Origin of the sequence: Croceibacterium selenioxidans (assembly GCF_018599195.1) — a bacterium.
Lineage (GTDB): Bacteria > Pseudomonadota > Alphaproteobacteria > Sphingomonadales > Sphingomonadaceae > Croceibacterium_A > Croceibacterium_A selenioxidans.
In genome coordinates this window covers 1,189,529-1,213,256 of sequence record NZ_JAHFVK010000001.1, presented here as the reverse complement: position 1 = coordinate 1,213,256, position 23,728 = coordinate 1,189,529, and the positions used below count along the sequence as shown (strand labels likewise).

Here is a 23,728-nt window from a genome sequence, read left to right as displayed (position 1 = left end):
CGATGCTGCTCGCGGTCGATGTCGGTAATACCAATGTAGTTTTCGCTTTGTTCGAGGGGCGAGACATACGCACGCGCTGGCGGATCGCGACGGATCCCCGCCGGACGGGCGACGAATACGCGGTGTGGCTGCTTCAGCTTATGGCCATCGAAGGGATCGACCGGAGCGCGATCACGCAGATGATCGTGTCCACCGTGGTGCCTCGGGCGCGGCACAACCTGGAGGTCTTGGGCGAAAAGTACTTTGGCCTCGAACCGCTGATCGCGGGCGAAGGCCGGGCCGCGTGGGATTTCCAGATCGATGTAGACGATCCACGGACGCTCGGGGCGGACCGAGCGGTCAATGCCATAGCTGCCCACGCGGGCTGGCAAGGTGACCTTCTGGTGATCGACTTCGGTACCGCGACGACCTTCGACGTCATCGATTTCAATGGTACCTACAAGGGCGGGATCATCGCCCCCGGCATCAATCTTTCGCTCGATGCCTTGGTGAACAACACCGCCAAGCTGCCCCGGATCGCCATGGAAGCGCCGCGCGGCGAGTCCGTCATCGGGCGCAACACCGAGGACCAGATGTTGATCGGAGTCTTCTGGGGTTACGTCGCGCTGATGGAAGGGTTGATCGCGCGCCTCAAGGCGGAGATCGGCCGTCCCACCAAAGTGATCGCCACCGGGGGCCTGGCGCTTCTGTTCGATGAGCACACTCAGATTTTTGAAGCCGTTGACCCCGACCTGACACTCAAGGGCATGGCCATTCTCGCCGAAAGGGCCACATTGCGTTGAAGAAGAATTTTGCACCTGAAGACGAACTGCTGTTCCTTGCCCTGGGCGGGTCGGGCGAGATCGGCATGAACGTCAATCTTTATGGCTGTCGCGGTAAGTGGCTGATGGTCGACCTCGGCATGAGCTTCGGCGCGGCCGAGTATCCGGGGACCGAGCTGATCTTCGCCGATCCCGAGTTCATCGAGGAACGGACCGAGGATCTGTTGGGCATCGTCCTGACCCACGCTCACGAAGACCATATCGGGGCGGTACCCTATTTCGCCGCCGATCTCGGCGTTCCGCTTTACGCAACGCCGTTCACCGCCGAGTTGGTGCGCCGCAAGCTCGATGAGGCGGGCATTACGGACGAAGTGGAGCTAATCGTGGTCGAGGAAGACCACGGATCGATCAATCTCGGGCCCTTTCAGATCACGTATATCCCGCTCGCCCACTCGATTGCCGAGGGAAATGCCTTGCTGATCGAGACGCCGTTCGGGCGCGTGTTCCACACGGGGGACTGGAAGCTCGATGAGGAACCCCTGATCGGGCAGCCCGCCACGGAAGAGGAACTGACAGCGCTCGGCGACGAGGGCATCCTGGCAATGGTGTGCGATTCCACCAACGTCTTCAATCCATTACCATCAGGTTCCGAAGGCGCAGTTTATCGCGGGCTGTTGGAAGAGGTTCAACGTCACGCGGGCAAGCGAGTGCTGGTCACGACGTTCGCCTCCAACGTCGCGCGATTGCAGACGCTAGGACGGGTCGCGCGCGAGACGGGACGCCAATTGTGCGTGGCCGGGCGATCGCTCGACCGGATGATCGAAGTCTCGCAAGCCAATGGCTATCTGGGCGACCTGCCGGAACCCATAGACTTCGACGCGGCGATGGACCTGCCGCGCGGCAAGGTGCTTATCATCGCCACCGGAGGGCAGGGAGAGCCGAGAGCTGCACTCGCCCGAATTGCCGATGACAGCCACCCGATCAGCCTGACCGAAGGGGACGTGGTGCTGTTCTCGAGCCGGCAGATCCCGGGCAACGAGCTCGCTATCGGCAAGGTCCAGAACCAGCTTGCCGAACGGGGCATCCAGATGGTTTCAGATCGCCAGAGCATGATCCATGTCTCCGGCCACCCGGGTCGTCCCGAGCTGGAGGCGCTATACGGTTGGCTTAAGCCGAAAATTCTGGTGCCGGTCCATGGCGAGATCCGTCACATGCACGAACAGGCGCGCCTCGGCAGTGCCAGCGGAATTCCTGATACGGTGTTTCAGAAGAACGGGGACATCGTCCGCCTGGCTCCGGGAAGACCGGGCAAGCTTGCGTCGGTGCACACGGGCCGGCTCGTACTCGACGGCGAAATAATCGTTCCGGCAGACGGGGAGGCGATCACCACCCGCCGACGCCTGGCGCGCGACGGTCTTGTCATCGTGGCTCTCGACCGGAAGGGCGGGGCGCAGGTCCATGGCCTCGGTTTGCCGCTGGATGAGGACTACGCAGAGTTCGTCGCCGAAGCTGAGGCCGATGTGGCCGAGGCGCTCAAGCGGCTGAAGGGTGCCGCCGCCCGCGATCCTGAAGCGATCTCGGAGGCCGCCCGCCTCGCGGCGAGACGCGCAGCCCAGCGCTGGTCGGGCAAGAAACCGCAGACCAAAGTCCTGCTGCCGTCGGAGTGAATCGATGAACTGGACGTCTGTCGTCGCAATCTACGCGCTGTTTTGGGTCATGAGCGCCTTTCTCCTGCTTCCGTTCGGGATAAGGACCCATGACGAAATCGGGGCCGAAAAAATCCCTGGGCAAGCTGACAGCGCGCCGGCCAACTTCCGCCCCGGCAAGCTGGCGCTGCGGGCGACCGTCCTCGCGGCGGCCTTGTGCGGTCTCTATGTCGCCAACTACGTCTATGGCTGGATCGAGCCCACGGACCTGGACTTCTTCGGAGACTGGGTCGGCTACCCGGAAGAGCAGCGACCCACCGAATAAAGCCGGCCGTCAGGTCCTCAAGCGTTCGATCGCCTGGGCCAAGGCCACGTAGAGCTTGCCCATGTCTGATGACAGCAGGGTGACCGCCATGGCGTGTCCGTCGCGCGTAGAGAGCACGTTGCGCAACATGGCTTCGAAGTCGTGGATGTAGCGATTGACCGTTTCGCGGAAGTCCCCGTCTTCCTGATAGATGTCCGCGATGGCGCGGACTTCCTGAGTATTGAGCAGGCGGACCGCGCGGCGGGTAAAGATCCCGCGGTCGCCGCGCAGATAGCTCGCCCAGGCCGTATCGGTGACATCGGTGTCGAGCGACTTGGTTATGTCGATTGCGCTCGAATTCAGGCTCTCGGTGATCAGCGCCATGCGTCGGGCGAAGTCGTTATCGATCTGCTCTTCGGCACGCTGACGGGCATGAGCGACCCGGCGCTCGAGATTGCCGGCGAGTTCGTTGACGGCCGCGAGCTGATCGCGAAGCTGAACCGTCGTGGCCCGACCGGATTCGCTTGCTTGCCTGGCCGCGGCTTGCAGCTCTTCGATCGCCTCTGACGCGTGGGCGCGCAGGGCCTCGTCGATGGCCGCGCTACTTTCGCTGCCAATGCGCTCAGCCAGAGCGCGAATGGCCTCGGAGTGCTGACCTTGCAGGTTGGCAATCACACCGCCCGTCGCTTGCTCCAGCGCAGCGATCGCCGCCACCAGTTCTTCCCGCGCGTGGTCGGCGAGGCTTTCGGTTGCTCCAGCGAGGTCGGACAGGCGAGATTCGAGGGTCGACAACTGAACCAGGGTGGCCGACCCCTGTTCCTGGGCAGTCGCCACGTGGTCCACCAGCGCGGCACCCTTGTCACCGGCTTCGTTGATCAGTGTCGTCAGCGCCGTAGCCTGCTTCTCGAACGCCTGCAGTCGCCGTTCGGCCTCGCCGAGCGACTGTGGGAGTTTTTCGCCACTATGTTCGGCACTCGAACGGATCAATTCGAGCAAGCGAACACTGTCGTCGGTCAGGCGGATCAGCTCCTTCCCGCTGCTCGCGATCAGGCTCTGGCTTTCGACCAGTCGTTCCACCAATCCGGCGGCGGCCTCGCTCAAGCCATCTTGGGTAAAGCGGCCTTGGCGTTCGAGCCGCTCCATTTCGGCACTCAGACCCGCGAGGCGCTCTGCCAGCGCGTCGCCACGCTCTGCCAGTCCCGCGACATGGGCAAGGTGTTCTTCCTGCCGCTCTGAGATCTGCATGTCGAAAGCTGCCAGGCGTTCCTGCATCGATGCCAGAGCCGCCGCCTCGCGCGCCGATGCTTCGGCGTGACGTTGTTCGAGATGCTGTTGGAAAGCCTGAACTCGATCCACGATCGTGGCATCGATCCGCTCGGCCTCCTCGCTGAGTGCCGCGAGGCGGCTCTGGGCATTTTCCATCGCCTTGGTATCGACCTCGCGCACGCGCTGGATCGCCTCGATCATGCGTTGCTCGAGTTCGGACACGGCGTTCGACCAGGCGGAGGCGGCCTCAGCTTCGCCATTGCGCAAGGATTCCGCGACACGAGCGCCTTCGTCTCGCAACAAGTTCATCCGTTCGCGCAAGGCGGTCAGGGTCGCGTCTTCCGCCAAGTCGTAGTCGTCGCGACGGGCTTGCAGCTCATCGCGTAGAGTATCGGCACGACGGCGGATCGCGGCGAATGCTTCGACCTCGCGGCTGTCCAGCTCGCCGCGGAAGGCTGCGCTGCGCTCGGCCAGGATGGCGAAGCGGTTCGTCGCAATCTCGTCGAGCTGGGCCGCCTGGGCCGTAAAGGCCTGCAGCGCTTCGTCCACCTTCCCGCGCAAGTTCGAGACCTGGCGGCTGCTCGCCTCACCGAATTCGTTCAGACGGTTGAAGCCGGCGACCAGCTCGTCGAGTTGTTCCTTCGCTACCCCACCGGCATGGCCGATCTGGCTGGCAACGTCTCGGGCGGAGTTGGAGATGACCGGCAGATCGTCGCGCAGACGGTCCATATTCTCCAACGCCGTAGTGCTCACCCGGCCGATCGCTTCGACCTGCGCGCCATTGTCCTGGATCAGCGTTTGAAGCCGGTCGGCATTCTGGGACAGGCGATCACTTGCCACGCGGCCAAGGGACTCGAGATCCCGCGACTGGGCGGCGATGAAATCACGCGCCAGGCTGAGTTCCCGATTGACGGTGACGAGGCGGCGTTCGAGCAACGCAGATTCCTGCGACAAGGCCTGCGCGGCTTGGCCAAAGCGAACGGCCTCACGCCGGCTGTTGCGCATGGCCAGGAGCCAAACCCCGATGACAAGCAACACCGGAACCGACCAATCGACGATCCAGTCGGCCCACTGCGCCGGGCTCGCGCCGGTCAGCAGCGCCTCGCGATGAACCCAACCAAAGAAGGCGGTCCAGCCCACGACGGCAAGGCCGGCAACGGCAGGGAGTAGCCGGCCCAGGCGGTCGAAATGCCGGGGCTGTTCATCTTCAACCCACTGCTCGTCAAACGCCTCGGCAATATCGTCGGCGGGAGGATCCTCCGCGGGCTGCGCGATTTGTGCCGCTTCCGCCGCGTTCTCGAGTTGGGTTTCCGGGCCGAACGCCACGAGGTTCTTCCTGCTTGCCATTTTGGTAAACTACCACAGTGCCCTAAGTGATAAACCCCGCCTTAACTATCTTCCACCATGTAGGACAGATGGCTTACGCATCCGGAGATTTTGACTCGAACCTGGCGGCCGCCGCCGGCGACGACCTTGCCTTGCGTGAGGAGCTGCGAAATGCGTTCTTCGAAAGCCTTGGGCAGCAGATCGATTTGCTCGGCCGTTCACGTTGCGACGGGAACTGGGAAGTCGCCGCCATGCGGATCAAAGGGCTCGGCACCAGTTTCCATGTGTCGGAGCTGGTGGACCTTGCCGAGGAAGCGCTCAGTGGTGCACCGGGCGACCCGGCCGCCGTTCGCAAGCTCAGCGCGCTATACAACCACTTCGCCGCCGAACGCTTTAGCTGATATTCTCCTCGCTTGGCAGGCTCGTGGCGACCGCGTAGGTCGGGAGGGCCTGTAGCGGGGAGGTGGAGGGTGCGCGCTGCCCTGATTTCAATTACCGGACAGCCGCGCGACCGGGGCGGTTCTGCCTTGCATGTTGCCGGCAAATCCGTGGCCGAGCGTCAGCTCGAGTTTGCGCTTGCCGCCGGCTGTGAGCGAATAATCGCGCTCGGCAGCCTGCCGGACGTGATCTCGCTTCGCCACGCCGCGGAAGACGCTGGCGCCCAGTTTCTGGCGGTCGGCAACAGTCATGGGCTGCTCGGCACAATTCGAGCGGCCGATGAGCTGATGGTCATCGCACCTGGACTGTTGCCTGACGAGCGGGCCGCGTTGCCGGCCTTGGCCAAAAGCAACGTCGTGCTTGTTCTGCCCGCATCTTCCGGCGTTCCGGCTGGGTTCGAGCGGATCGATCTGGAACGCGCCTGGGCAGGAGCCGCGGTCGTTCCGGGGGGATTGGTCGAACGACTGGCCGAATTGCCCGCTGACGTCGAGGCGACCTCGGCACTCTTGCGAGTGGCCCTTCAGGCACGGGTGCCAGATGCCAAGCTTTCAGATCAGGCACTTACCGATGGGTCCTGGGTGATGGTGGGAGATGGCGGTGACACCGAGACGGTAGGACAGGCTTGGTTGGACCGGCGGCTTAAGGCCAGCGTGTCGCAAGGCTTGTCGGCCCTCCTTGCTGGCAAGGTACTTCGCCCTCTGGCTCCCTGGTTTCTGGCGCGAAAACAGTCGTTTACGAGCCTTTCCGCAGGCGCTTTGGCGCTTCTTTTCGGGGCCGCGGCCGCAAGCTGGTTCGGCTTCTCATCGGCCGGGCTCGCACTCGTGGTTCTCGGAGCGCTGGTCATCCAGTTGGCGTTGGGACTGCTGCCCCTGCTCGACGGCCGCTTCCGTCCTCCGCAGCGGCGGGCAAGCCTGTTCCTTCCTGCCTTCGTCGACGCGGCCCTTCTGGTCTGTTCGGTGCTCGCCATCGATGGGAGCTGGCTGCATCGCCTGTTTCCCCCGGTGGTACTTCTGGCGTCGCTCTATTTGCGACCTCCCGAGGGGACGCCGGGAATTGTCCAAGCGATGGGCGATCGCGCGCTCTTGGCGGGGGTTTTCGCGATTGCCGCAGCGTTTGGCTATGCCGAGGCGGCCATCATGGTGGCGGGATTGACGGTGATTGCACTGAAAACCGCGCGTTTGGGCGCAGTGCACGGATAACGCGGGCTTAACCCTATGCGGATAAGGCGAGCCCATGAACGATGCTCCCATCGCAGGGCATGCCGATGACTCGGTCCAGCACGCGTTGCGTGACGAACTCGTGCGCGGCGATGCGACGCTCGTGCGGGCGCGATCGGTGTTGTTGAATCTGCTGCACATCGAGGGACAAGATCTTTTCAGTGACGAAGTCGTCGCGCGAATCCGGGGAATGTCGCTCGATGTCGCCGGGCAGGTCCTGGCGGCTGAGCAAGATGAGGCGCTTGAACCCATGCATGACGCTGCCCGGCAGGACACCCTGGCCTTGGCGCTCGTGGAAGACCCGGCGTTCCTGGCGCACATCCATACTCTGGTTCTCGAAGCCCAATTGGCCGAACGCCTGCAGTTCCGAATAGGTCTGGATCCGGTTACTCCCGCGCTAATTCAGGACCTTATGGCCTCCGGCAACCCGGAGAAAGCGGCGCTGGCCATGGCCGTGCTCGCCGCGCAAGCTCGCTTCCTGCAGCACTATCGGCGGATGGAGCTGCCAATCGGAGAATTGCCCGGCGATCTGTTTCACCGGGCGCTCATGTTGGGTCGGGTCGATCCCGACGTCGCTGGAGACGGTGAACGAAAGCTCCGCGCAGCTTACGACGAAGGGGCCGCTCGCCTCAGTCTGCTGACGCGCCTCCTTGTGGGGCTGGGGGAGCAGGCAGATCGAGCGCTGGACGTGGACCACGCCGGCGTAGCGATCTTTGCCACAGCTCTGGCCTATCGCTCGGAGCAGGATCGCAGTCTGGCGGTCGTTTCCATGGTCGACAGGCAGCCTGCCCGTCTTAGCCTCGCCTTGCGCGTTGCGGGGCTCGGGGCTCGGGAAGTTCGCATCCAGCTGCTGTCATTGCACCCTGAGGCGGCCATGCCGGCGGGCGTAGAAACCATGCCTGCCGAGATCGCTGCTCTTCTGCTTTCGGCACCCAGGGCCAGCGCGGCTTTCTGAGATGACGGTACGGCGATCGTCTTTCGTAGCTCGCGCAAGAACCGACGGGCGGGACTGGTTGCTCGAAGCAGAAGAACCCTTGGCCACCTTGCAGCTACGCAGTGGCGGAGAGCTTCCGGGCATCATCGCCACGCCTGCCTTGCTGGAGCTGGTACGAAAGTCGCGCCTCTATGGCTTGCGACTTGCACGGCCGATCCGCGCGCAGGACGACCACGAGCAAGTGACAGCCTGGGTGGAGATTTCGCCGGATCCCGAAGGGGAGGGCTGCGTCATCGGCGTGTCGAACTGGCAGATCCTTCCGCTGCAGGATTCCGACGGCCGAGAGGCGTCGCAGCGGCGGAACGGCATCGCGCGTCAGATAGCCGAACTTTCCGCCCGCTTGGGGCCGCGGCAGGACTTGCTGTCGGTCGAAAGCCAGTCTCCCGAGTTGGGCGCGGTCGTCGCAAAAATGCGCGAGGGTCTAGGGCGACCCTGGACTGAATTTGTGGACCTCGAGGGCAATTCGCACGAGCAACCGCTTCACTGGCGCTTGCTGGACGGGGCCCGCCTGCGGATTCCGGGCTCGGTGCGCCATTGGAAGGCGCACCTGATTCCCCTCGGCGCACCCGAGCCGGGAAGCACCGGTTTCGAACTCTATTTCGTAGCCGAAGAGCGGGATGAGGAAGCTTTCGCTTCGGTCCAGGGGCCCGCCGTCGAGGGTCCTGCGCCCGCCTTCAGTGCGGCGATGGGCGGAGAGATAGCGCCCGTTCTGCGGCAGCCGATCGCCCGTATCATCGCCAATGCCGAGACCATTCGCTCGCAACTCGCCGGTCCGCTCGCCGAAGAATACAGCAACTACGCGGCCGACATAACTTCGGCCGGAGAGCATCTGCTAGCCTTGATCGATGACCTGACCGATCTGGAGGTGGTGGAGGACGAGCAGTTCACTACCGCTCCGGATCATGTCGATCTCTCCGATCTCGCTCGCAGAGCCGCCGGAATCCTCGGCATGCGCGCGCGCGAGCGCGGCATTCGTATCGATGCGCCGCAGAAAGGCGAAAAGGTACCGGCGATCGGGGAGTTCAGGCGAGTCTTGCAGATTCTGCTGAATCTGATCGGCAACGCGATCCGCTATTCACCGGAAGGCTCGGTGGTATGGCTACGGGTCGAGACCGAGGGCGAGATCGCGCGCATCGTGGTGGCAGACCAGGGAGAAGGTTTGGCGGAAGCTCAACAGGCCCGGGTGTTCAATAAGTTCGAACGCCTTGGCCGCAGCGGCGATGGCGGGACGGGTCTTGGCCTCTACATTTCACGCAAGCTGGCTCGGGCGATGGGCGGGGAACTGAGCGTCGAAAGCGCGCCCGGACAAGGGGCGCGCTTCGTGCTCGATTTGCCCGCGGACACGCCGATAGCCGCCGACTGAACTCTAAGCCCTCTCCCATTGGGGAGAGGGCTTAGGGAGCTCAGCGCTTTTCGATGGGAATGTAGTCACGCTCCGTCGGGCCAGTGTAGAGCTGGCGCGGGCGGCCGATCTTCTGGCCCGGGTCGGAAATCATCTCATTCCACTGCGCTACCCAGCCCACGGTGCGGGCGAGGGCGAACAGCGCGGTGAACATCGTCGTCGGGAAGCCCATCGCCGATAGGATGATGCCCGAATAGAAGTCGACGTTCGGGAACAGCTTTTTCTCGTGGAAATAGTCGTCGTTGAGGGCGATTTCCTCGAGCTGAAGGGCCGTTTCGAACACCGGATCGGTGACCTTCAAAGCTTCGAATACCTCGCGCACGGTCTTTTGCATGACCGTCGCGCGGGGATCGTAGTTCTTGTAGACGCGGTGGCCGAAGCCCATCAGGCGGAATGGGTCGTTCTTGTCTTTGGCGCGCTCAATATAGTGCTTGATGCGGTCAGGCGTCCCGATCTCGCGCAGCATGTTGAGCGCCGCTTCGTTCGCGCCGCCGTGCGCCGGACCCCACAGACAGGCGATGCCCGCCGCGATGCAGGCGAACGGATTGGCGCCAGATGAACCGGCCAGGCGCACTGTCGAGGTCGAGGCATTCTGTTCGTGGTCTGCGTGAAGGATGAAGATCCGATCCATCGCGCGTTCCACCGCTGGATGCACCTCATAGGGCTCTGCCGGTACGCCGAAAGTCATGCGCAGGAAGTTGGCGGTGTAGCTGAGCGAGTTGTCCGGGTAGAGGAACGGCTGCCCCACCGAATACTTGTACGCCATCGCCGCGATCGTCGGCATCTTGGCGATCAGGCGGTGCGAGCTGACCTTGCGATGGTGCGGATCCGAGATGTCGGTGCTGTCGTGGTAGAAGGCGCTCAGAGCGCCAACCACGCCGCACATGATCGCCATCGGGTGGGCGTCGCGCCGGAACCCTCGGTAGAACGTGGCCAGCTGCTCGTGCAGCATGGTGTGACGGGTGATCGTGCGGGAAAATTCATCGAGTTCCTGGCTGTTCGGCAGTTCGCCGTTGAGCATCAGGTAGGACACTTCCATGAAGCTCGAATGCTCGGCGAGTTGCCCGATCGGATAGCCGCGGTGAAGCAGAATGCCCTCTTCGCCGTCGATATAGGTCAGCGAACTTTCGCAGCTGGCAGTCGAGGTGAAGCCCGGGTCATAGGTGAACATCCCGGTCTGGCCGTAAAGCTTGCGAATATCGAGCACGTCCGGACCGGTAGTGCCCTTCAGTACCGGCAGATCGAAATCCTGGTTCCCGACCGCCAACTTTGCCTGGGTGTCCGCCAAATCTAATCTCCTTGCGATCGCTTGTCTGTCAGCCGGCAGCCTGCGCGTCGATCCGCGCGAGACTTTCCTCTTTGCCGAGGAGGGCCAGCACATCGAAAATTCCGGGCGAAGTGGTTTGCCCCGTCAACGCCGCGCGAAGCGGTTGCGCGAGCTTGCCTAAGCCAAGTCCCTGCGCCTCCGCGTAAGCCTTGAGATTGGCTTCCAAAGCTTCTGTTGTCCAGCCTTCTTCAGCGCGGAGACTCGCCGAAATCCGAGCCAAAAGCGCCCGCGCCTCGTCGGTCAGCAAGGCCTGCGCCTGCTCGTTCATCGTCAGCGGGAGGCTTTTGAACAGGAAGCCGGCTCCGTCGGCCAGCTCGTTCATGTCCCGCGCCCGGGTCTTGAGTACCGGCATCGCTTCGGTCAGCAATGCGACATCGGCCTGCGGCCCGATTTTCGCCGCGACGATTTCGGCCAGGCGCCGATCGTCGGCATGGCGGATGTAATGCCCGTTGAGGCTGAGCAGCTTCTTGATGTCGAAGCGGGACGGCGCCTTGCCCACGCCGCTGAGGTCGAACACCTGCGTCGCTTCCTCGACCGTGAATTCTTCCTGGTCGCCGTGGCCCCACCCGAGCCGCAACAGGTAATTGAACATGGCCTCGGGAAGGATGCCCAGTTCGTCGCGATAGGCATCGACGCCAAGTGCGCCGTGGCGCTTGGATAATTTCGCGCCGTCCTGGCCATGAATAAGCGGAACATGGGAATAGATCGGCTCAGGCCAGCCCATGCCCTTGATTATCGCCAGCTGGCGGAAAGCGTTGTTGAGGTGGTCGTCTCCCCGGACCACGTGGGTAACGCCCATGTCGTGATCGTCCACCACCACGGCGAGCATGTAGGTCGGTGTGCCGTCGGAACGTAGCAGAATGAAGTCGTCCAGCTCGGCGTTCTGCACCGCGACGCGGCCCTGCACGAGGTCCTCAATAACCGTTTCGCCTTCTCGCGGAGCTTTCAGGCGGACGACGAACGCGCCTTCACCTTCGCTCTTGCCGGCATCACGCCAAGGGCTTTCGATACGGAACGGGCGGCGCTCTGCCTGAGCCCGCTCGCGCTGCGCCGCCAGGTCTTCTTGAGACATCCAGCAGCGATAGGCGTGACCCCGCGCGAGCAGCTCGTGCGCCACTTCGGCGTGGCGAGCCCAGAATTGAGATTGGTAGTATTCGTGCCCGTCCCAATCGAGGCCGAGCCAGTGCATGCCGTCGAGAATCGCGGCGATGGCGGCTTCGGTTGAGCGAACGCGGTCGGTGTCTTCGATGCGCAGGAGGAACTTGCCACCGTTACGTCGGGCATAGAGCCAGTTGAACAGGGCAGTCCGCGCGCCGCCGATATGCAGGAATCCAGTCGGCGAGGGCGCGAAGCGGGTGACGATCGGCCGTTCCGGCTGCGTCCCGTTGTCGCTACCGCTTGCCATGATCCACCGCTTCCTCTTCAATAAAATCAATGGGTTCGCCACAGCCATCGCCATGGGTGCCGTTAGAGAACGGCCATGAAGATGCTGCGTTGCAGCGGTCGCCTTGGCGAATACGCGCAAACTTGTCCAGCGCGGGCGATGCGGCAGAGGCTATTCTCGCCCGCGCCGGGTTCGATCGGGGGCCCTGGCTTGCCGTTGCTTTCGGTACGGGAATAGCCTCGTGGTTTGTACTGGACCAGCCGATTGAATGGCTGTCGGCTCTCTTCCTGAGCCTGATCGTCACCCTCGGAGCGGTCGCACTTTGGCGGCTGAACGAGCGGCGTACTCGCCTGCTTGCGGCTCTTATCGGCATGGCGGTGCTCTTCTCGCTGGGCCTTTCGGTGGCTTGGGCGCGGTCGGCGGTGATCGGCGCCGAGGCCCTGCCGCGCCCGGTCTCCACGACCATCGAGGGCCGGGTGCTTGAGCGGATGGAGCAACCCGCAGAACAGCGGATTCGTCTCGTTCTGGCTACTCGCGAACCGGGAGGGACGCGGGCGATAAAGGTGCGGCTCAATGTTCCGCTCGATCGCGATTTGACGGGACTGCATGAGGGAGCACGGCTGCGGGTCCGAGCCAGGCTCATGCCGCCGCAATCGCCCTTGTTGCCCGGAAGCTATGACTTTGCTCGCGTCGCCTGGTTCCAGGGATTAGCCGCTACGGGCAGCATACAGGGAGAAATTGAACTGCTTGAGAAGGCGGATGGCGGCGCGCCGCTGGCGTCTTTGCAGCGGTCCCTTTCGGCGCATGTCCGGTCCCGCCTCGACGGTTCCGTGGGGGCGATCGCGGCTGCCTTCGCCAGCGGGGACCGGGGTGCTATCGCAGCGTCCGATGACGAGGCCATGCGTGACGCCGGGCTTACACACTTACTGTCGATCAGCGGCTTGCACGTCAGTGCGGTGATAGCGGCGGCTTACTTCCTTGCCATCAAGCTGTTCGCCTTGTGGCCCTGGCTGGCGCTGCGAGTGCGTCTGCCGCTGGTGGCCGCGGGAACGGGGGCCTTGGCCGGAGTGGGGTATACCCTCCTGACTGGCGCCGAAGTACCGACGGTGCGCAGTTGTGTCGGTGCCGTTCTTGTGCTCGTTGCCCTGGCGCTTGGACGCGAACCCCTCTCGATGCGAATGGTGGCCGTGACGGCGATCGCGGTGCTGCTGGTATGGCCCGAAGCCTTGGCCGGGCCGAGTTTCCAGATGAGCTTTGCCGCCGTGGTTGCGATCGTAGCCCTTCACAGCGCCGCGCCGGTGCGCGCCTTTCTGGCTCCGCGCGAGGAAAGCTGGCTCGCCTGGAGTCTGCGTCGCGCCCTGATGCTGTTGGTAACCGGCCTGGTAATCGAAATAGCCCTGACGCCCATCGTTCTGTTCCATTTCCACAGGGCTGGCCTTTACGGCGCACTGGCCAACGTGATCGCAATCCCGCTCGTGACCTTCGTGTCGATGCCGCTGATTGCCTTGGCGCTTGTCCTGGATCTTGTGGAAGCAGGCGCGCCCGCCTGGTGGCTTGCCGGACAATCGCTCGAATTGTTGCTGCACGTCGCGCATTTCACGGCCAAGCAACCGGGTGCGGTCAAGCTGATGCCGCAGATGAGTGGTCTGGCCTTCGCGCTCTTCGTGGGCGGAGGATTATGGCTGGCGCTGTGGCGAGGTCGAGCAAGGCTATTGAGCCTGCTCCCAACGTTCGCCGCAATTGGACTGCTGATGGCGACACCCATTCCTGACCTGCTTATCTCGGGCGACGGGCGGCATGTCGGGATAACGGGGGAGGGCGATCAACTGCTCATACTGCGCGAATCCCGGAGCGATTTCGCCCGCGAGAACCTGCTGGAATTGGCGGGAGTAGCAGGCCGGACGGTTTCGCTAGATCAGTGGCCGGGAGCCCAGTGCAGTCGGGACTTCTGCGTTGTCACCCTTCGGCGAGGGCGGCGAGAGTGGCATATCCTCATGAGCCGAAGCCGAGAGGTCGTGACCGAGCGGGCACTCGCCGCGGCCTGTGAGCGGGCCGACGTAGTTGTTTCGGACCGCCGGCTTCCGGCAAGCTGCCGGCCTCGTTGGCTGAAGGCCGACAGGCGACTGCTTGGCGAAACGGGCGGGCTGGCCATCATCTTGGACGGGAAGCAAGTCACTAGCGTCGCCGACAGCCAAGGAGGCCATGGATGGTGGCGGGGAAGCGCTCCTGACCGCAGATAGGTTCAGCGCCGCCTCAACTCAGTGATAACGGCGCAGCAGCCCGGCCAGCTTGCCTTGAACCTGAACCTCGTGGGCCGGATAGACTTGCGGATCATAGGCGCCATTGGCCGGATCGAGGCGGATCATGCCGTTCTCGCGACGCAGATACTTGAGCGTCGCTTCCTCATTGCGAACCAACGCCACGACAATGTCACCGTCCCGCGCAACGTCAGTGCGCTTCACCAAGGCAAAGTCGCCATCGAATATGCCGGCCTCGATCATCGAGTCGCCCGACACCTCGAGCGCATAGTGCTCTCCTGCACCTAGAAGTGCGGCCGGGACGGGCAGGGTCGCCTGACCTTCGAGCGCTTCGATTGGAACACCCGCGGCAATTCGGCCGTGAAGGGGAATCTCGATCACGTCGTTGGCCGGCTTGGGCCGGGAAGCTGGGGGAGGAACTCGGCCGATTACGTCGTTCGCGGACGCGCTTCGAGTCGTCGCGGAGCTCACGTTTTCCGGCTGACGCAAAACTTCGAGCGCACGGGCCCGGTTCGGAAGCCGCCTGATAAAGCCCCGCTCTTCAAGCGCGGATATCAGGCGATGGACCCCCGACTTGCTCTTCAGGTCCAGGGCTTCCTTCATTTCCTCGAACGAGGGAGAGATACCGGTCTCCTCCAGCTTTACCTGGATGTAACGAAGAAGCTCGTGCTGCTTGGCCGTCAACATGGAGGCGCTCTCCCTCAAATGTTCCACTTCGGAACGAACAAGGAACAATTAAGCAACTCTTGCGAACGCGTCAACCCATCCCTCCATTTTGGAGCCAATAGACTGATACGTCATCTCCTGCAGCGGCGGCCGGCGCATCGATCGGTCGCTCTATCAGGGCGTTGGCCGTGGCCAGGGCGCGTAATCCGCTCGAATCTTGTTGGCCCAGTGGGGTGACAAGGCTCCCGACGAGTTGCGCCCTGATGAGTTCGAGTCGAGGACCTCCCGGCGGTAGTGGCGCGGCGGTTCGTGCCTGAAACCGCACTGGCAAGGAGTGGGAGTGGCGCGCCCCCGCGAGTCGTCGCAGGAGCGGCAGGAGGAACAGGAAGGCGGTGACGTAGCTCGACACCGGGTTGCCCGGCAGCCCGAGGACGAAGGCGTCACCCTTGCGCGCGACAAGCAGCGGCTTTCCAGGCTTCATCGCCACGCGCCAGAAGTCGATCGAGGCCCCCCATTCCTCAAGCGCGGGCCTCACCAGATCGTGGTCCCCGATCGAAGCGCCGCCCGACGTAACGATCACGTCGGCACCCTTCGCCGCTGCCAGCGCCTCGGCTAGCGCCTCCCTGCGGTCGGGCACGGGCCCGAGCCGATCGACCGAAACGGATATTGATTGCGCCATGGCGGCTATCATTGCGCCATTGCTGGCGGGCAGGCGATGGTCATCCCACTTGCCCGCTTCCACCGCCAGTTCGTCACCGTTGTCGATCACGGCGACACGGGGCAGGCGGCCCACCTCCAGGCCATCGCCGCCATGTCCCGCCGAAACCGCGAGCGCGAGTTGCGCCGGGCCAATGCGCGTACCGGCTTCAAGGACCGTATCACCGTTCAAAAAGTCGAAACCCTTGCGGCGGATATGCCGGGCCGAGGCCTCGCCATCTGGTGACACGGCAAGGCTGGTGCCATCCCGGTGCGCTTCCTCCTGCAACAGGACGGCGATGGCGCTCCGGGGCATCAGAGCGCCGGTGCTGATCCTCACGGCTTCCCCGGTCTGCAGAGAGCCTTCGAACGGGCGGCCCGCGGCGCTTTCGCCAACAAGGCGCCAGGGACCTACGAGAGGTTCCTGGACGGCATAGCCATCCATGGCGGAAAGGTCGGCCGCCGGCTGCGTTCGCCGGGCACTCAGATCATCCCAGAGGTATCGTCCCAGCGCCTGTTCCGCCGGAACCGTCTCCGGTCCAAGCGGCACGGCAAGCGCGAGGAGCTGGCGTTGCGCCTCAAGCAAGGGCAGCGGCGGGGTCATTCGCCCGCGCCTTCGGCCCTCCACGCGCCGCTCTTGCCGCCGGTCTTTTCGAGGAGGCGAACTTCCCCGATAACCATGCCTTTGTCGATTGCCTTGGCCATGTCGTAGATCGTGAGCAAGGCGATTGCGGCGGCCGTCATGGCTTCCATCTCGACGCCGGTCTTGCCGGTCAGCGAGGCCTGCGCGGTAACACGAATGCCGTCACCTTCGAACGTGAAGTCGACCGTGACCGCGTCGAGCGCCAGTGGGTGGCACAGCGGGATGAGCTCGCCGGTCTTCTTGGCGGCCATGATTCCGGCGATGCGCGCCGCGGCCAGCACGTCGCCCTTGGGCCCGCTGCCCTCCCGGATCGCCGTGAGAGCCTCTGCCGACATAAGAATGCGTCCGGCCGCAATTGCGCTGCGGGCGGTCTGCGGCTTGCCGCCAACGTCGACCATGCGGGCTTGGCCTTGCGAATCCAGATGGGTGAGCTTGTTCATCCGGTCCCGCCCATGACAGAACTGGGACGAGTAGGACAGACCCGCTCGTCAACGAGGGCGAGTAGCACTCCAGTACACCTGCCCGACACCGAACAGCGCGAGGATCGCGCCATAAACGGCCCATTGCGGATCGTTCGCCATGAAGCTGTCGAGGAAGGCGATGTTGAGGCCTTGCAGGACCCAGATGCCACCCATGCAAATCATCAGGACGCCCAACAGCGTGCTGACGGTCTTCATGACCAGATGAAAGATGCCGCCCATTACCATTCTCCCCCGATAACCCGTGAGGATGTTTACGCCACTCGGTGGACAAACGCCAATCGTGTGAATGCCTATATCCGCCGGCTGTCATAAGCCCACTGCAAGAGGGCCTGGCGTTGGCGAGGGCGGCAGAACGGATCTCCGGGCTCGCAGTGTGTTTCGACTTGCCGCACGTGCCGACGGAAGGCGCGCCAACGGGCGATTTGCCGCTCGTCCTCGCCGTCAAGTCTGCGTCCGGAGTAATAGCGGCAATACCACTGGAACCATCCGCGCGGATCGTCGGCGTGGAGCCAACCCTTTTCGCGCCAGACTCTGAGTGAGCTACCCGCTCTGACGCCGAAGTAGTTCAGTGAGCAATCGGGCAGGGCATCCGCGAGCTTGGCCTTGGTGAACCAGGCTGCTGGGAACTCAGCCCGGCAATCGGTCATGTATTTGCCGCAGAACACCCCAAGTTCGAGCATCTCGGCAGGGGTCAGATCTGGCTGGAAATCGGAATCGAAGTCTTCGCCCATCGGGCGCGTGCGGACGTAGCGATACCCGCGTTGCATCAGGTCGTTGACGACGACCTCGGCGGCCAAGTCAGGTCCCCAGCAGCTCTCGGGTGGCCGCGGTCACGTCGGGCTGGCGCATGAGGCTTTCGCCCACGAGGAAGCACCGGACGCTGCTATGCGCGAGCCGTTCCAGGTCGGAGTGGTGGTTGATGCCACTCTCGGCGACGAGGAGCGTACCCTCAGGAGCGAGCGTTGCCAGACGCTCGGTAGTGCCCAGGTCAGTCCGGAAAGTCCGCAGGTCGCGATTATTGACGCCGATAAGCCGCGACCGCAGGCTTGCGGCCCGCTCCATTTCGACCTCGTCATGGACTTCGACCAGTACGTCCATGCCACGCTCCCGAGCCGCGGCTTCGATCTCCGCCATTACGGCATCTTCCAAGGCTGCAACGATGATGAGGATCGCGTCGGCGCCGATCGCACGAGCTTCGGCGACTTGCCAGGGATCGACCATGAAGTCCTTGCGCAGCACGGGCAGGGTACAGGCCGCGCGAGCGTCCATCAGGTAGTCTTCGTGGCCCTGAAAATAGGGCGCATCAGTCAGCACCGACAGGCACGCGGCCCCGCCTTGTTCGTAAGCGACCGCATGTTCGGCGGGGCGAAAATCGGCGCGAATCAGACCCTTCGACGGCGAAGCTTTCTTGATCTCTGCGATCAAGCCGAAACCCGCTGCTGCCTTGGAAGCTAGCGCGGCGTAAAACCCGCGCGGAGCCGATGCGGAGGCGGCGGCGCGGTCCAGGTCGTCCAAAGTCGCCAGCGTCTTGCGCACGGCCACTTCGTCGCGCTTGGTGGCACAGATCTCGGTTAGCTTGTCGGTCATTTCGTGTGGGCCACCCAGCAATCGAGCAGAGTTTTGGCCAGGCCTTTGTCGATCGCCTCGGCCGCTTCTTCGACACCTTCGGTCCAGGTATTCACCTCGCCAGCGACGATTAACGCCCCGGCCGCGTTGAACAAGACCGCGTCGCGATAGGGGCCGGGCTCGCCCGAGAGAAGCTTGCCGAGCTCTGCAGCGTTATGAGCGGGATCACCGCCACGAATGGCATCGATAGGTGCCAGCGCCAGGCCAGCTTCCAAGGGTTCTACCCGCTTCATCCGCACTTCGCCCCCTCGCACCTCAGCCACTTCGTTGCCGCCGGCGAGGCTGAGCTCGTCGAGGCCCTCGTCGCCGGAGATGACCATCGAGTGCTCGGTGCCAAGCCGGGCCAACGCCTCTGCATAGATTGGCACGTAAGCGGGCCGGGCGATGCCGACCAGTTGGCGGCCGACGTTGGCCGGGTTGGCCAGCGGACCCATGAGGTTGAAGATCGTACGACGACCGAGCTTCCGGCGGATCGGCATGATCCGGCCCATCGAAGGATGGTGCTTGCCGGCAAAGAGGAAGCAGATTCCGAGGTCTGCCAGTGTTTCCTCGGCCGTTTCCATCGCCCGGTCTAGGTTCAGCCCGAGCGCTTCGAGCGTGTCTGCCGCGCCAGCTTTCGAGCTGGCCGCGCGGTTGCCATGCTTCGCCACCGGCACGCCGCAAGCCGCGACGACCAGCGAGACAGCGGTGGAGACATTGAGCGTGTGGTGACCATCGCCGCCCGTGCCGCAGACGTCGATCGCGTTCGCCGGGGCCACAACCGGTACGAGACGCGCCCGCATGGCGCGCGCGGCGCCGGCGATCTCTGCCGCTGTCTCACCACGGTCGGAGAGCGCGATCAGGAACTGTGCGATGTCCTCGTCCGACAGCTTGCCGTCGAGCATGGCGCCGAACGCCGCTTCGGCCTCGCTCTCATCGAGCGGGCTATCGACAGGGGGCAAGGCGTTCACGCCGGGACTTTCGCCCTGATGCCGCAAATCTCGAGGAAATTGGCCAGTAGCGCGTGGCCGTGTTCGGTGGCGATGCTCTCCGGATGGAACTGCACGCCGTGGATCGGCAGGTCGCGATGGCGGAAGCCCATGACGGCCGAACCGTCGAGCCCCGGGGTTTCGCTATGAGCATTGACCACCAGGGTCTCAGGAATGTCTTCCACGATCAGCGAGTGGTAGCGTGTGGCGATGAAGGGCGAGGGCAGACCGGCGAAGAGGCCCGTCCCGTCGTGAGTAACGGGCGAGGTCTTTCCATGCATGAGGCCACCGCGAGTCACGCGTCCGCCGAAGTGTTGGCCGATCGCCTGGTGGCCGAGGCACACGCCCAACAAGGGCCGACCCGCATCGGCGCAGGCAGCCACGAGTTCGAGGCTGATGCCCGCTTCGTTGGGGGTGCAGGGGCCGGGCGAGATCAGGAAGCCCTTGGCTCCGCTCGACAACGCCTGGCCCGTGCTAAGCGCGTCGTTGCGGACGACTTCAACCTCGGCGCCCAACTCCATCAGGTAGTGGACCAGGTTGAACGTGAAGCTGTCGTAGTTGTCGATGACCAGGATCATGGCGTCGCCATAGAGCCTGTCCCGCCGCGATGGAAGTGCCGTGACGGAGACGATTTTCCTCGCCGACGCAGGGTCGAAATCTAGGGTCGCTGGTGGATTACGGTGGTGACCCCTACGGGAATCGAACCCGTGTTTCAGCCGTGAGAGGGCCGCGTCCTGACCGCTAGACGAAGGGGCCATGCCTGTCGGCATCGCACCTTCGGTGGTGACCCCTACGGGAATCGAACCCGTGTTTCAGCCGTGAAAGGGCCGCGTCCTAACCGCTAGACGAAGGGGCCACGCCCGAAGGCGAGGCGCGCACTTAGTTGGGGCTGCGGGCGCGGTCAAGCCCGCTCCGAAGCAAAAAACAACTCTTGCGATTAATCCGCCCAGGCGGCGTCCTCGAGATGCAGTTCCGCCTGGCGGCGGCTGCCCCAATCGTCGATCTTGGCGCGCCCTGCCAACCACAGGCGACGGCCCTTGGCGCCGTGGAGCAGCGCTTGACCGAGTTCGCTGCTCGCCATGCGGAAGGCGATCGCCTTGAAGGAGCCGCCATCCTGGCCGCCAGCGACGAGGCGCAGATGATCGTCGCCCACAACGTCTGCCTTGATGAGGTGCACCGGCCCGACTGCGACACGCGGGCCGGGCCACCCCACTCCGAAAGGCCCTGCGCTATCCAGCGTTTCGACCAGCTCAGGCGTGAGCCCGCGCGGCGTTACCGAAATGTCGAGCAGAGTGGAACGGTCGAGCGACGCAGCTGCAACCGCGGCCGAGAGTCGCTCGTCGAGCCATTCGCCCAGAGCCTCGACCTTATCCGCCTCTACCGTCAGACCCGCCGCCATGGCGTGGCCGCCGCCGGCGACCAGCAGACCGCTGTCGCGCGCCCCGATAATTGCCGCACCAAGGTCGACACCGGAAATCGAACGGCCCGAGCCCTTGCCCTGGCCGGTGTCGGGATCGAGTGCGATGACCACAGCGGGCTTGCCGGTCTTTTCCTTGATTCGGCCGGCAACGATGCCAATGACTCCCGGATGCCAGCCTTGACCCGAGAGGGTCAGCACCGCACGGTTATGCTGCGCATCGATGGCCGCTTCCGCCGCCTCCTGCACCGCGAACTCGATGCCTCGCCGCTCGTCGTTCAGTTGCGAAAGCTGGTTGGAGATTTCGCGGGCCTCATCGGGGTCTTCCGTGGTCAGCAACCGAACGCCGAGCGTGGCTTCTCCTACGCGGCCGCCAGCGTTGATTCGCGGCCCGAGGGCGAAACCGCAGTCGCTGCAACTCGGGGCCCGATTGAGCCGGCTTGCGTCGATCAGGGCGGACAGCCCGACATTGGCACGCCGGGCCATGACCTTGAGGCCCTGCGCGACGAAGGCACGGTTGAGACCGTGGATCGCCGCCACGTCGGCCACGGTACCCAGGGCGACGAGATCGAGCAGCGACATGAGGTCAGGTTCCCCCCGACGCGCGAAGAAACCCTGTCGGCGCAAAGTCCGCACGACGGCTACTGCCAGGACGAATGCAACACCCACCGCCGCCAGGTGGCCATGCGCCGCTGCCGTGTCGTTTTCGTCCAGGCGGTTGGGATTGACCAGGGCTAGCGCTCTCGGGAGTTCCGCGGCGCATTTGTGGTGATCGACCACGATGACGTCGATCCCGGCCGCATGGGCCGCGGCAAGAGCGTCGAAGGCCATCGCGCCGCAGTCGACGGTAACCACCAGGCTCGATCCCTCCGCGCCGAGCCGCACCAACGCCTCACCGCTCGGACCGTAGCCTTCGAGCAGGCGATCGGGGATATAGTGCCGCGCTTGGTGGCCGAGCATGCGGAACAGTCGGATCAGCAAAGCGGCGCTGGTGGCGCCGTCGACATCGTAGTCGCCGTAAACCGTAACCGATTCTTTCGCGAGCACCGCCTCGGCAATCCTGTCCGCGGCGATATCCATGTCGTTGAAAATCGATGGATCGGGGAGGAAACTGCGGAGATTCGGGCTCCTGTGCCGCGCAAGGTCATCGCGCGGGACCCCGCGGGCCAGCAGTAGCTGAGTGACGATGTCGTCTTCCAACCCGGCCGCGCCCCCGCCGAGCTCCATGTTGCCGCCGCGCCAGCGCCAGGCTTTGCCAGTGAGGGAGCGTTCGACGCCGAAGACTGCGGGACGGGTTGCCATAAGAGATGCCTAGACCACGGACCCGCCGCTATAAAGCGCCGCACCGAGGCAATCGACAGGCGCTTCGCGCATGGATCCGCGACGTCGTCGGGCAAATGATCCGATCCCGAGACATCTCCTCGCGGCAGACTCGATCTTCGCGAGGTTTCCCGCCACAGTGGCGTTGAAGATATTGAGATGAGACACTTTGATTACGACCCTGCAAAAAGCCGACGTCCCAAGCCCGGTAAGCGCGGCTTCGCTGCTGTTTACTCCAGGAGAGCGACCAGACGCAGCCGCAGTCGCGGAGCTGTCTCGTGGTTGCAGAGAGTTCTCGATAAGCTTTAATCCGACGGAGAGTGGAGGAGTCACCGAACTCCTTTCGGTTGAAGCGCCGGGGACTCCTCCAGCCGACTGGCTGGAGTTGCTCGCCAACGGTCTGACTTTCGATCTCACGGGCCTGAAACCGGGTGCTCCTTCAACAACCCCTGCCAAACGCCATTGTTATGGTTTGCCCCCTCAGATGGCGACCGAGGAACTCGAAGCGATAACTTTGCTGCCGGGACCTCATCTTGCCGGGGGCGAAGCGATGCTCCCGATCGTGCGCTCGCTCGCTTGGCTTACGGGACGCTTGGCGGGGCTTCCCGGTGTGCGGGCGGTCGCCTGGCACCCGGCGGGCTGTTGGTCTGCCCCAGAGCAATTTCGGAGTTCTGTGCAGAGCTGGACCGATGGGGGCCCTTTTCCGATGTTCAGCCTGGCGGGACTCGTTTCCGCACCGGACGGCGGTTTTTTGAGCGATGGCTTGGCCCTGTTCACCGGCCAGGAACTGAGCCTGAGAGAGGCGGAGGTGGGGCAGGCCACTCGTCAGCCCAAAGCCGCACTGCGTTTGGCCCACTGGCTGGTGGAGCATGGTCGTCTAACACAGCCGCAAACGGTTACCGGGCCCGATGGCGACGTCTTGCGCCTCACGCCTTCCCCTGATCATCGCCTTGTTAACGTGGAGAAAAGCTAACCAATCTACCAACGCAAAAAACAGTGAGAGGAGGGAACGATGCTTCGCCATCGCCTGCCATTCAGGGCAGTCAATCGCCGGGGCCATCCAGGCTATGCATCAGGCATGCAGCGACACCATCTGCTCCCCTGTCAACTCCTGTCACGTCGCACTTTCGAGAGGTTCTTCGATGCCATTGGCCGGATACGGCCCTCCTTCGATGATTTTCGGCGGAACGGATTGCTCCTTCCGGCAACGCATGAATCCGCTTTGCGCCTCGGGTTGCCGCTCCATCGCGGGCCGCATCGCAGCTACAATTCGATGGTCATGGATCGCGTCGGCCAGATCGAGGCGGATTGGTCCCGATTGCGGCCCCGTTCTCCGGAGACGGCACGAAGCCAGGCGTTGATGCGGATCGACCTACTTCAGCGAGCGCTCCGGCGGCGATTGCTTCAGGACAGGCGGCCGGCGGTACGACTTAATCGGCTCGATCCGGTGCAGAGCTGGCCCGATTTCACCGCGCTGGATACTCTGGCTGAAGAATTATGGTCGGGAAGTGCCCTGGTGGTTGCGGAGGCTTAGGAAACGATGTCGCGGATAATCGCGGTTGCCCGAGATTCCGAGCATCGCTTCGC

The 23,728-nt window shown here is 63.9% G+C and carries 22 protein-coding genes and 2 tRNA genes; 10 read left to right on the top strand and 14 right to left on the bottom strand.

Features of this window, described 5'->3' with window-relative positions; genetic code table 11:
• Positions 1-2: 2 nt before the first annotated feature.
• From KK137_RS05885 to KK137_RS05875, 3 genes are read left to right on the top strand one after another with little or no spacing between them, the layout of a single operon-like run.
• Positions 3-782: a type III pantothenate kinase gene (locus KK137_RS05885; protein ID WP_214535235.1), complete on the top strand. Its 780-nt coding sequence runs from the start codon at positions 3-5 to the stop codon at positions 780-782.
• On the top strand, positions 779-2,428 hold the full coding sequence (locus tag KK137_RS05880; RefSeq protein ID WP_250893599.1) for a ribonuclease J: 1,650 nt from the start codon (positions 779-781) through the stop codon (positions 2,426-2,428). Before KK137_RS05885 ends, KK137_RS05880 begins: the two co-directional genes overlap by 4 nt.
• Positions 2,429-2,432: 4 nt before the next feature.
• On the top strand, positions 2,433-2,732 hold the full coding sequence (locus KK137_RS05875; protein WP_214535234.1) for a DUF1467 family protein: 300 nt from the start codon (positions 2,433-2,435) through the stop codon (positions 2,730-2,732).
• A gap of 9 nt (positions 2,733-2,741) precedes the next feature.
• Here KK137_RS05875 and KK137_RS05870 read toward each other — a convergent pair whose 3' ends face one another.
• Positions 2,742-5,324, bottom strand: coding sequence for an ATPase (locus KK137_RS05870; RefSeq protein ID WP_214535233.1), 2,583 nt, complete (start codon positions 5,322-5,324; stop codon positions 2,742-2,744).
• Between the two features lie 68 nt (positions 5,325-5,392).
• Here KK137_RS05870 and KK137_RS05865 point away from each other — a divergent pair, with 68 nt between their 5' ends.
• The 4 genes from KK137_RS05865 to KK137_RS05850 all read left to right on the top strand — a co-directional run bounded on the left by KK137_RS05865 (position 5,393) and on the right by KK137_RS05850 (position 9,315).
• On the top strand, positions 5,393-5,704 hold the full coding sequence (locus KK137_RS05865; protein WP_214535232.1) for an Hpt domain-containing protein: 312 nt from the start codon (positions 5,393-5,395) through the stop codon (positions 5,702-5,704).
• A 69-nt stretch (positions 5,705-5,773) separates the two neighbouring features.
• Positions 5,774-6,940 carry a hypothetical protein gene (locus tag KK137_RS05860; protein ID WP_214535231.1) on the top strand — a complete coding sequence of 389 codons (1,167 nt, stop codon included), beginning with the start codon at positions 5,774-5,776 and terminating at the stop codon, positions 6,938-6,940.
• Positions 6,941-6,974: 34 nt separating this feature from the next.
• Positions 6,975-7,913 (top strand): hypothetical protein, encoded by a 939-nt coding sequence (locus KK137_RS05855; RefSeq protein ID WP_214535230.1) that lies wholly within the window; start codon positions 6,975-6,977, stop codon positions 7,911-7,913.
• 58 nt (positions 7,914-7,971) lie between these two features.
• Positions 7,972-9,315 carry a sensor histidine kinase gene (locus tag KK137_RS05850; protein WP_338027985.1) on the top strand — a complete coding sequence of 448 codons (1,344 nt, stop codon included), beginning with the start codon at positions 7,972-7,974 and terminating at the stop codon, positions 9,313-9,315.
• A gap of 40 nt (positions 9,316-9,355) precedes the next feature.
• On the opposite strand, the gene KK137_RS05845 is transcribed toward KK137_RS05850, so the two are convergent.
• Positions 9,356-10,642: a citrate synthase gene (locus KK137_RS05845; protein ID WP_250893598.1), complete on the bottom strand. Its 1,287-nt coding sequence runs from the start codon at positions 10,640-10,642 to the stop codon at positions 9,356-9,358.
• 28 nt (positions 10,643-10,670) lie between these two features.
• A complete protein-coding gene (gltX, locus tag KK137_RS05840; RefSeq protein ID WP_214535227.1) occupies positions 10,671-12,086 on the bottom strand; it encodes a glutamate--tRNA ligase in 1,416 nt (471 codons plus the stop codon).
• A gap of 122 nt (positions 12,087-12,208) precedes the next feature.
• On the opposite strand from gltX, the gene KK137_RS05835 reads away from it, so the two are divergent.
• Positions 12,209-14,305, top strand: coding sequence for a ComEC/Rec2 family competence protein (locus tag KK137_RS05835; RefSeq protein WP_338027984.1), 2,097 nt, complete (start codon positions 12,209-12,211; stop codon positions 14,303-14,305).
• Between the two features lie 18 nt (positions 14,306-14,323).
• On the opposite strand, the gene lexA is transcribed toward KK137_RS05835, so the two are convergent.
• From lexA to recJ, 11 genes are all read right to left on the bottom strand, one after another.
• Positions 14,324-15,010, bottom strand: a complete 687-nt coding sequence (gene lexA / locus KK137_RS05830) for a transcriptional repressor LexA (RefSeq protein ID WP_214535225.1) — start codon at positions 15,008-15,010, stop codon at positions 14,324-14,326.
• A gap of 70 nt (positions 15,011-15,080) precedes the next feature.
• Positions 15,081-16,289, bottom strand: coding sequence for a molybdopterin molybdotransferase MoeA (locus KK137_RS05825; RefSeq protein ID WP_214535224.1), 1,209 nt, complete (start codon positions 16,287-16,289; stop codon positions 15,081-15,083).
• A complete protein-coding gene (moaC, locus tag KK137_RS05820) occupies positions 16,286-16,768 on the bottom strand; it encodes a cyclic pyranopterin monophosphate synthase MoaC (RefSeq protein ID WP_214535223.1) in 483 nt (160 codons plus the stop codon). The genes KK137_RS05825 and moaC overlap by 4 nt, the downstream gene beginning before the upstream one ends.
• Before the next feature lie 48 nt (positions 16,769-16,816).
• Complete coding sequence (locus KK137_RS05815) at positions 16,817-17,029, bottom strand: hypothetical protein (protein ID WP_250893597.1); 213 nt, start codon at positions 17,027-17,029, stop codon at positions 16,817-16,819.
• Between the two features lie 71 nt (positions 17,030-17,100).
• Positions 17,101-17,607 (bottom strand): hypothetical protein, encoded by a 507-nt coding sequence (locus KK137_RS05810; protein ID WP_214535222.1) that lies wholly within the window; start codon positions 17,605-17,607, stop codon positions 17,101-17,103.
• 1 nt (position 17,608) lies between these two features.
• Positions 17,609-18,397, bottom strand: coding sequence for an indole-3-glycerol phosphate synthase TrpC (trpC, locus tag KK137_RS05805; protein WP_214535221.1), 789 nt, complete (start codon positions 18,395-18,397; stop codon positions 17,609-17,611).
• On the bottom strand, positions 18,394-19,386 hold the full coding sequence (trpD, locus tag KK137_RS05800) for an anthranilate phosphoribosyltransferase (RefSeq protein WP_214535220.1): 993 nt from the start codon (positions 19,384-19,386) through the stop codon (positions 18,394-18,396). The genes trpC and trpD overlap by 4 nt, the downstream gene beginning before the upstream one ends.
• Positions 19,383-19,982: an anthranilate synthase component II gene (locus KK137_RS05795; RefSeq protein ID WP_214535219.1), complete on the bottom strand. Its 600-nt coding sequence runs from the start codon at positions 19,980-19,982 to the stop codon at positions 19,383-19,385. The genes trpD and KK137_RS05795 overlap by 4 nt, the downstream gene beginning before the upstream one ends.
• A 103-nt stretch (positions 19,983-20,085) precedes the next feature.
• A tRNA-Glu gene (locus tag KK137_RS05790) sits at positions 20,086-20,160 on the bottom strand.
• Positions 20,161-20,185: 25 nt separating this feature from the next.
• Positions 20,186-20,260: transfer RNA gene (locus KK137_RS05785), tRNA-Glu, on the bottom strand.
• 81 nt (positions 20,261-20,341) lie between these two features.
• Positions 20,342-22,123: a single-stranded-DNA-specific exonuclease RecJ gene (gene recJ / locus KK137_RS05780; protein ID WP_214535218.1), complete on the bottom strand. Its 1,782-nt coding sequence runs from the start codon at positions 22,121-22,123 to the stop codon at positions 20,342-20,344.
• Between the two features lie 724 nt (positions 22,124-22,847).
• Here recJ and KK137_RS05775 point away from each other — a divergent pair.
• Both KK137_RS05775 and KK137_RS05770 read left to right on the top strand, forming a co-directional pair.
• Entirely contained in the window at positions 22,848-23,114 is a 267-nt protein-coding gene (locus KK137_RS05775) for a hypothetical protein (RefSeq protein WP_214535217.1), read from the top strand.
• Between the two features lie 39 nt (positions 23,115-23,153).
• On the top strand, positions 23,154-23,675 hold the full coding sequence (locus KK137_RS05770) for an AHH domain-containing protein (RefSeq protein ID WP_214535216.1): 522 nt from the start codon (positions 23,154-23,156) through the stop codon (positions 23,673-23,675).
• Positions 23,676-23,728 lie beyond the last annotated feature (53 nt).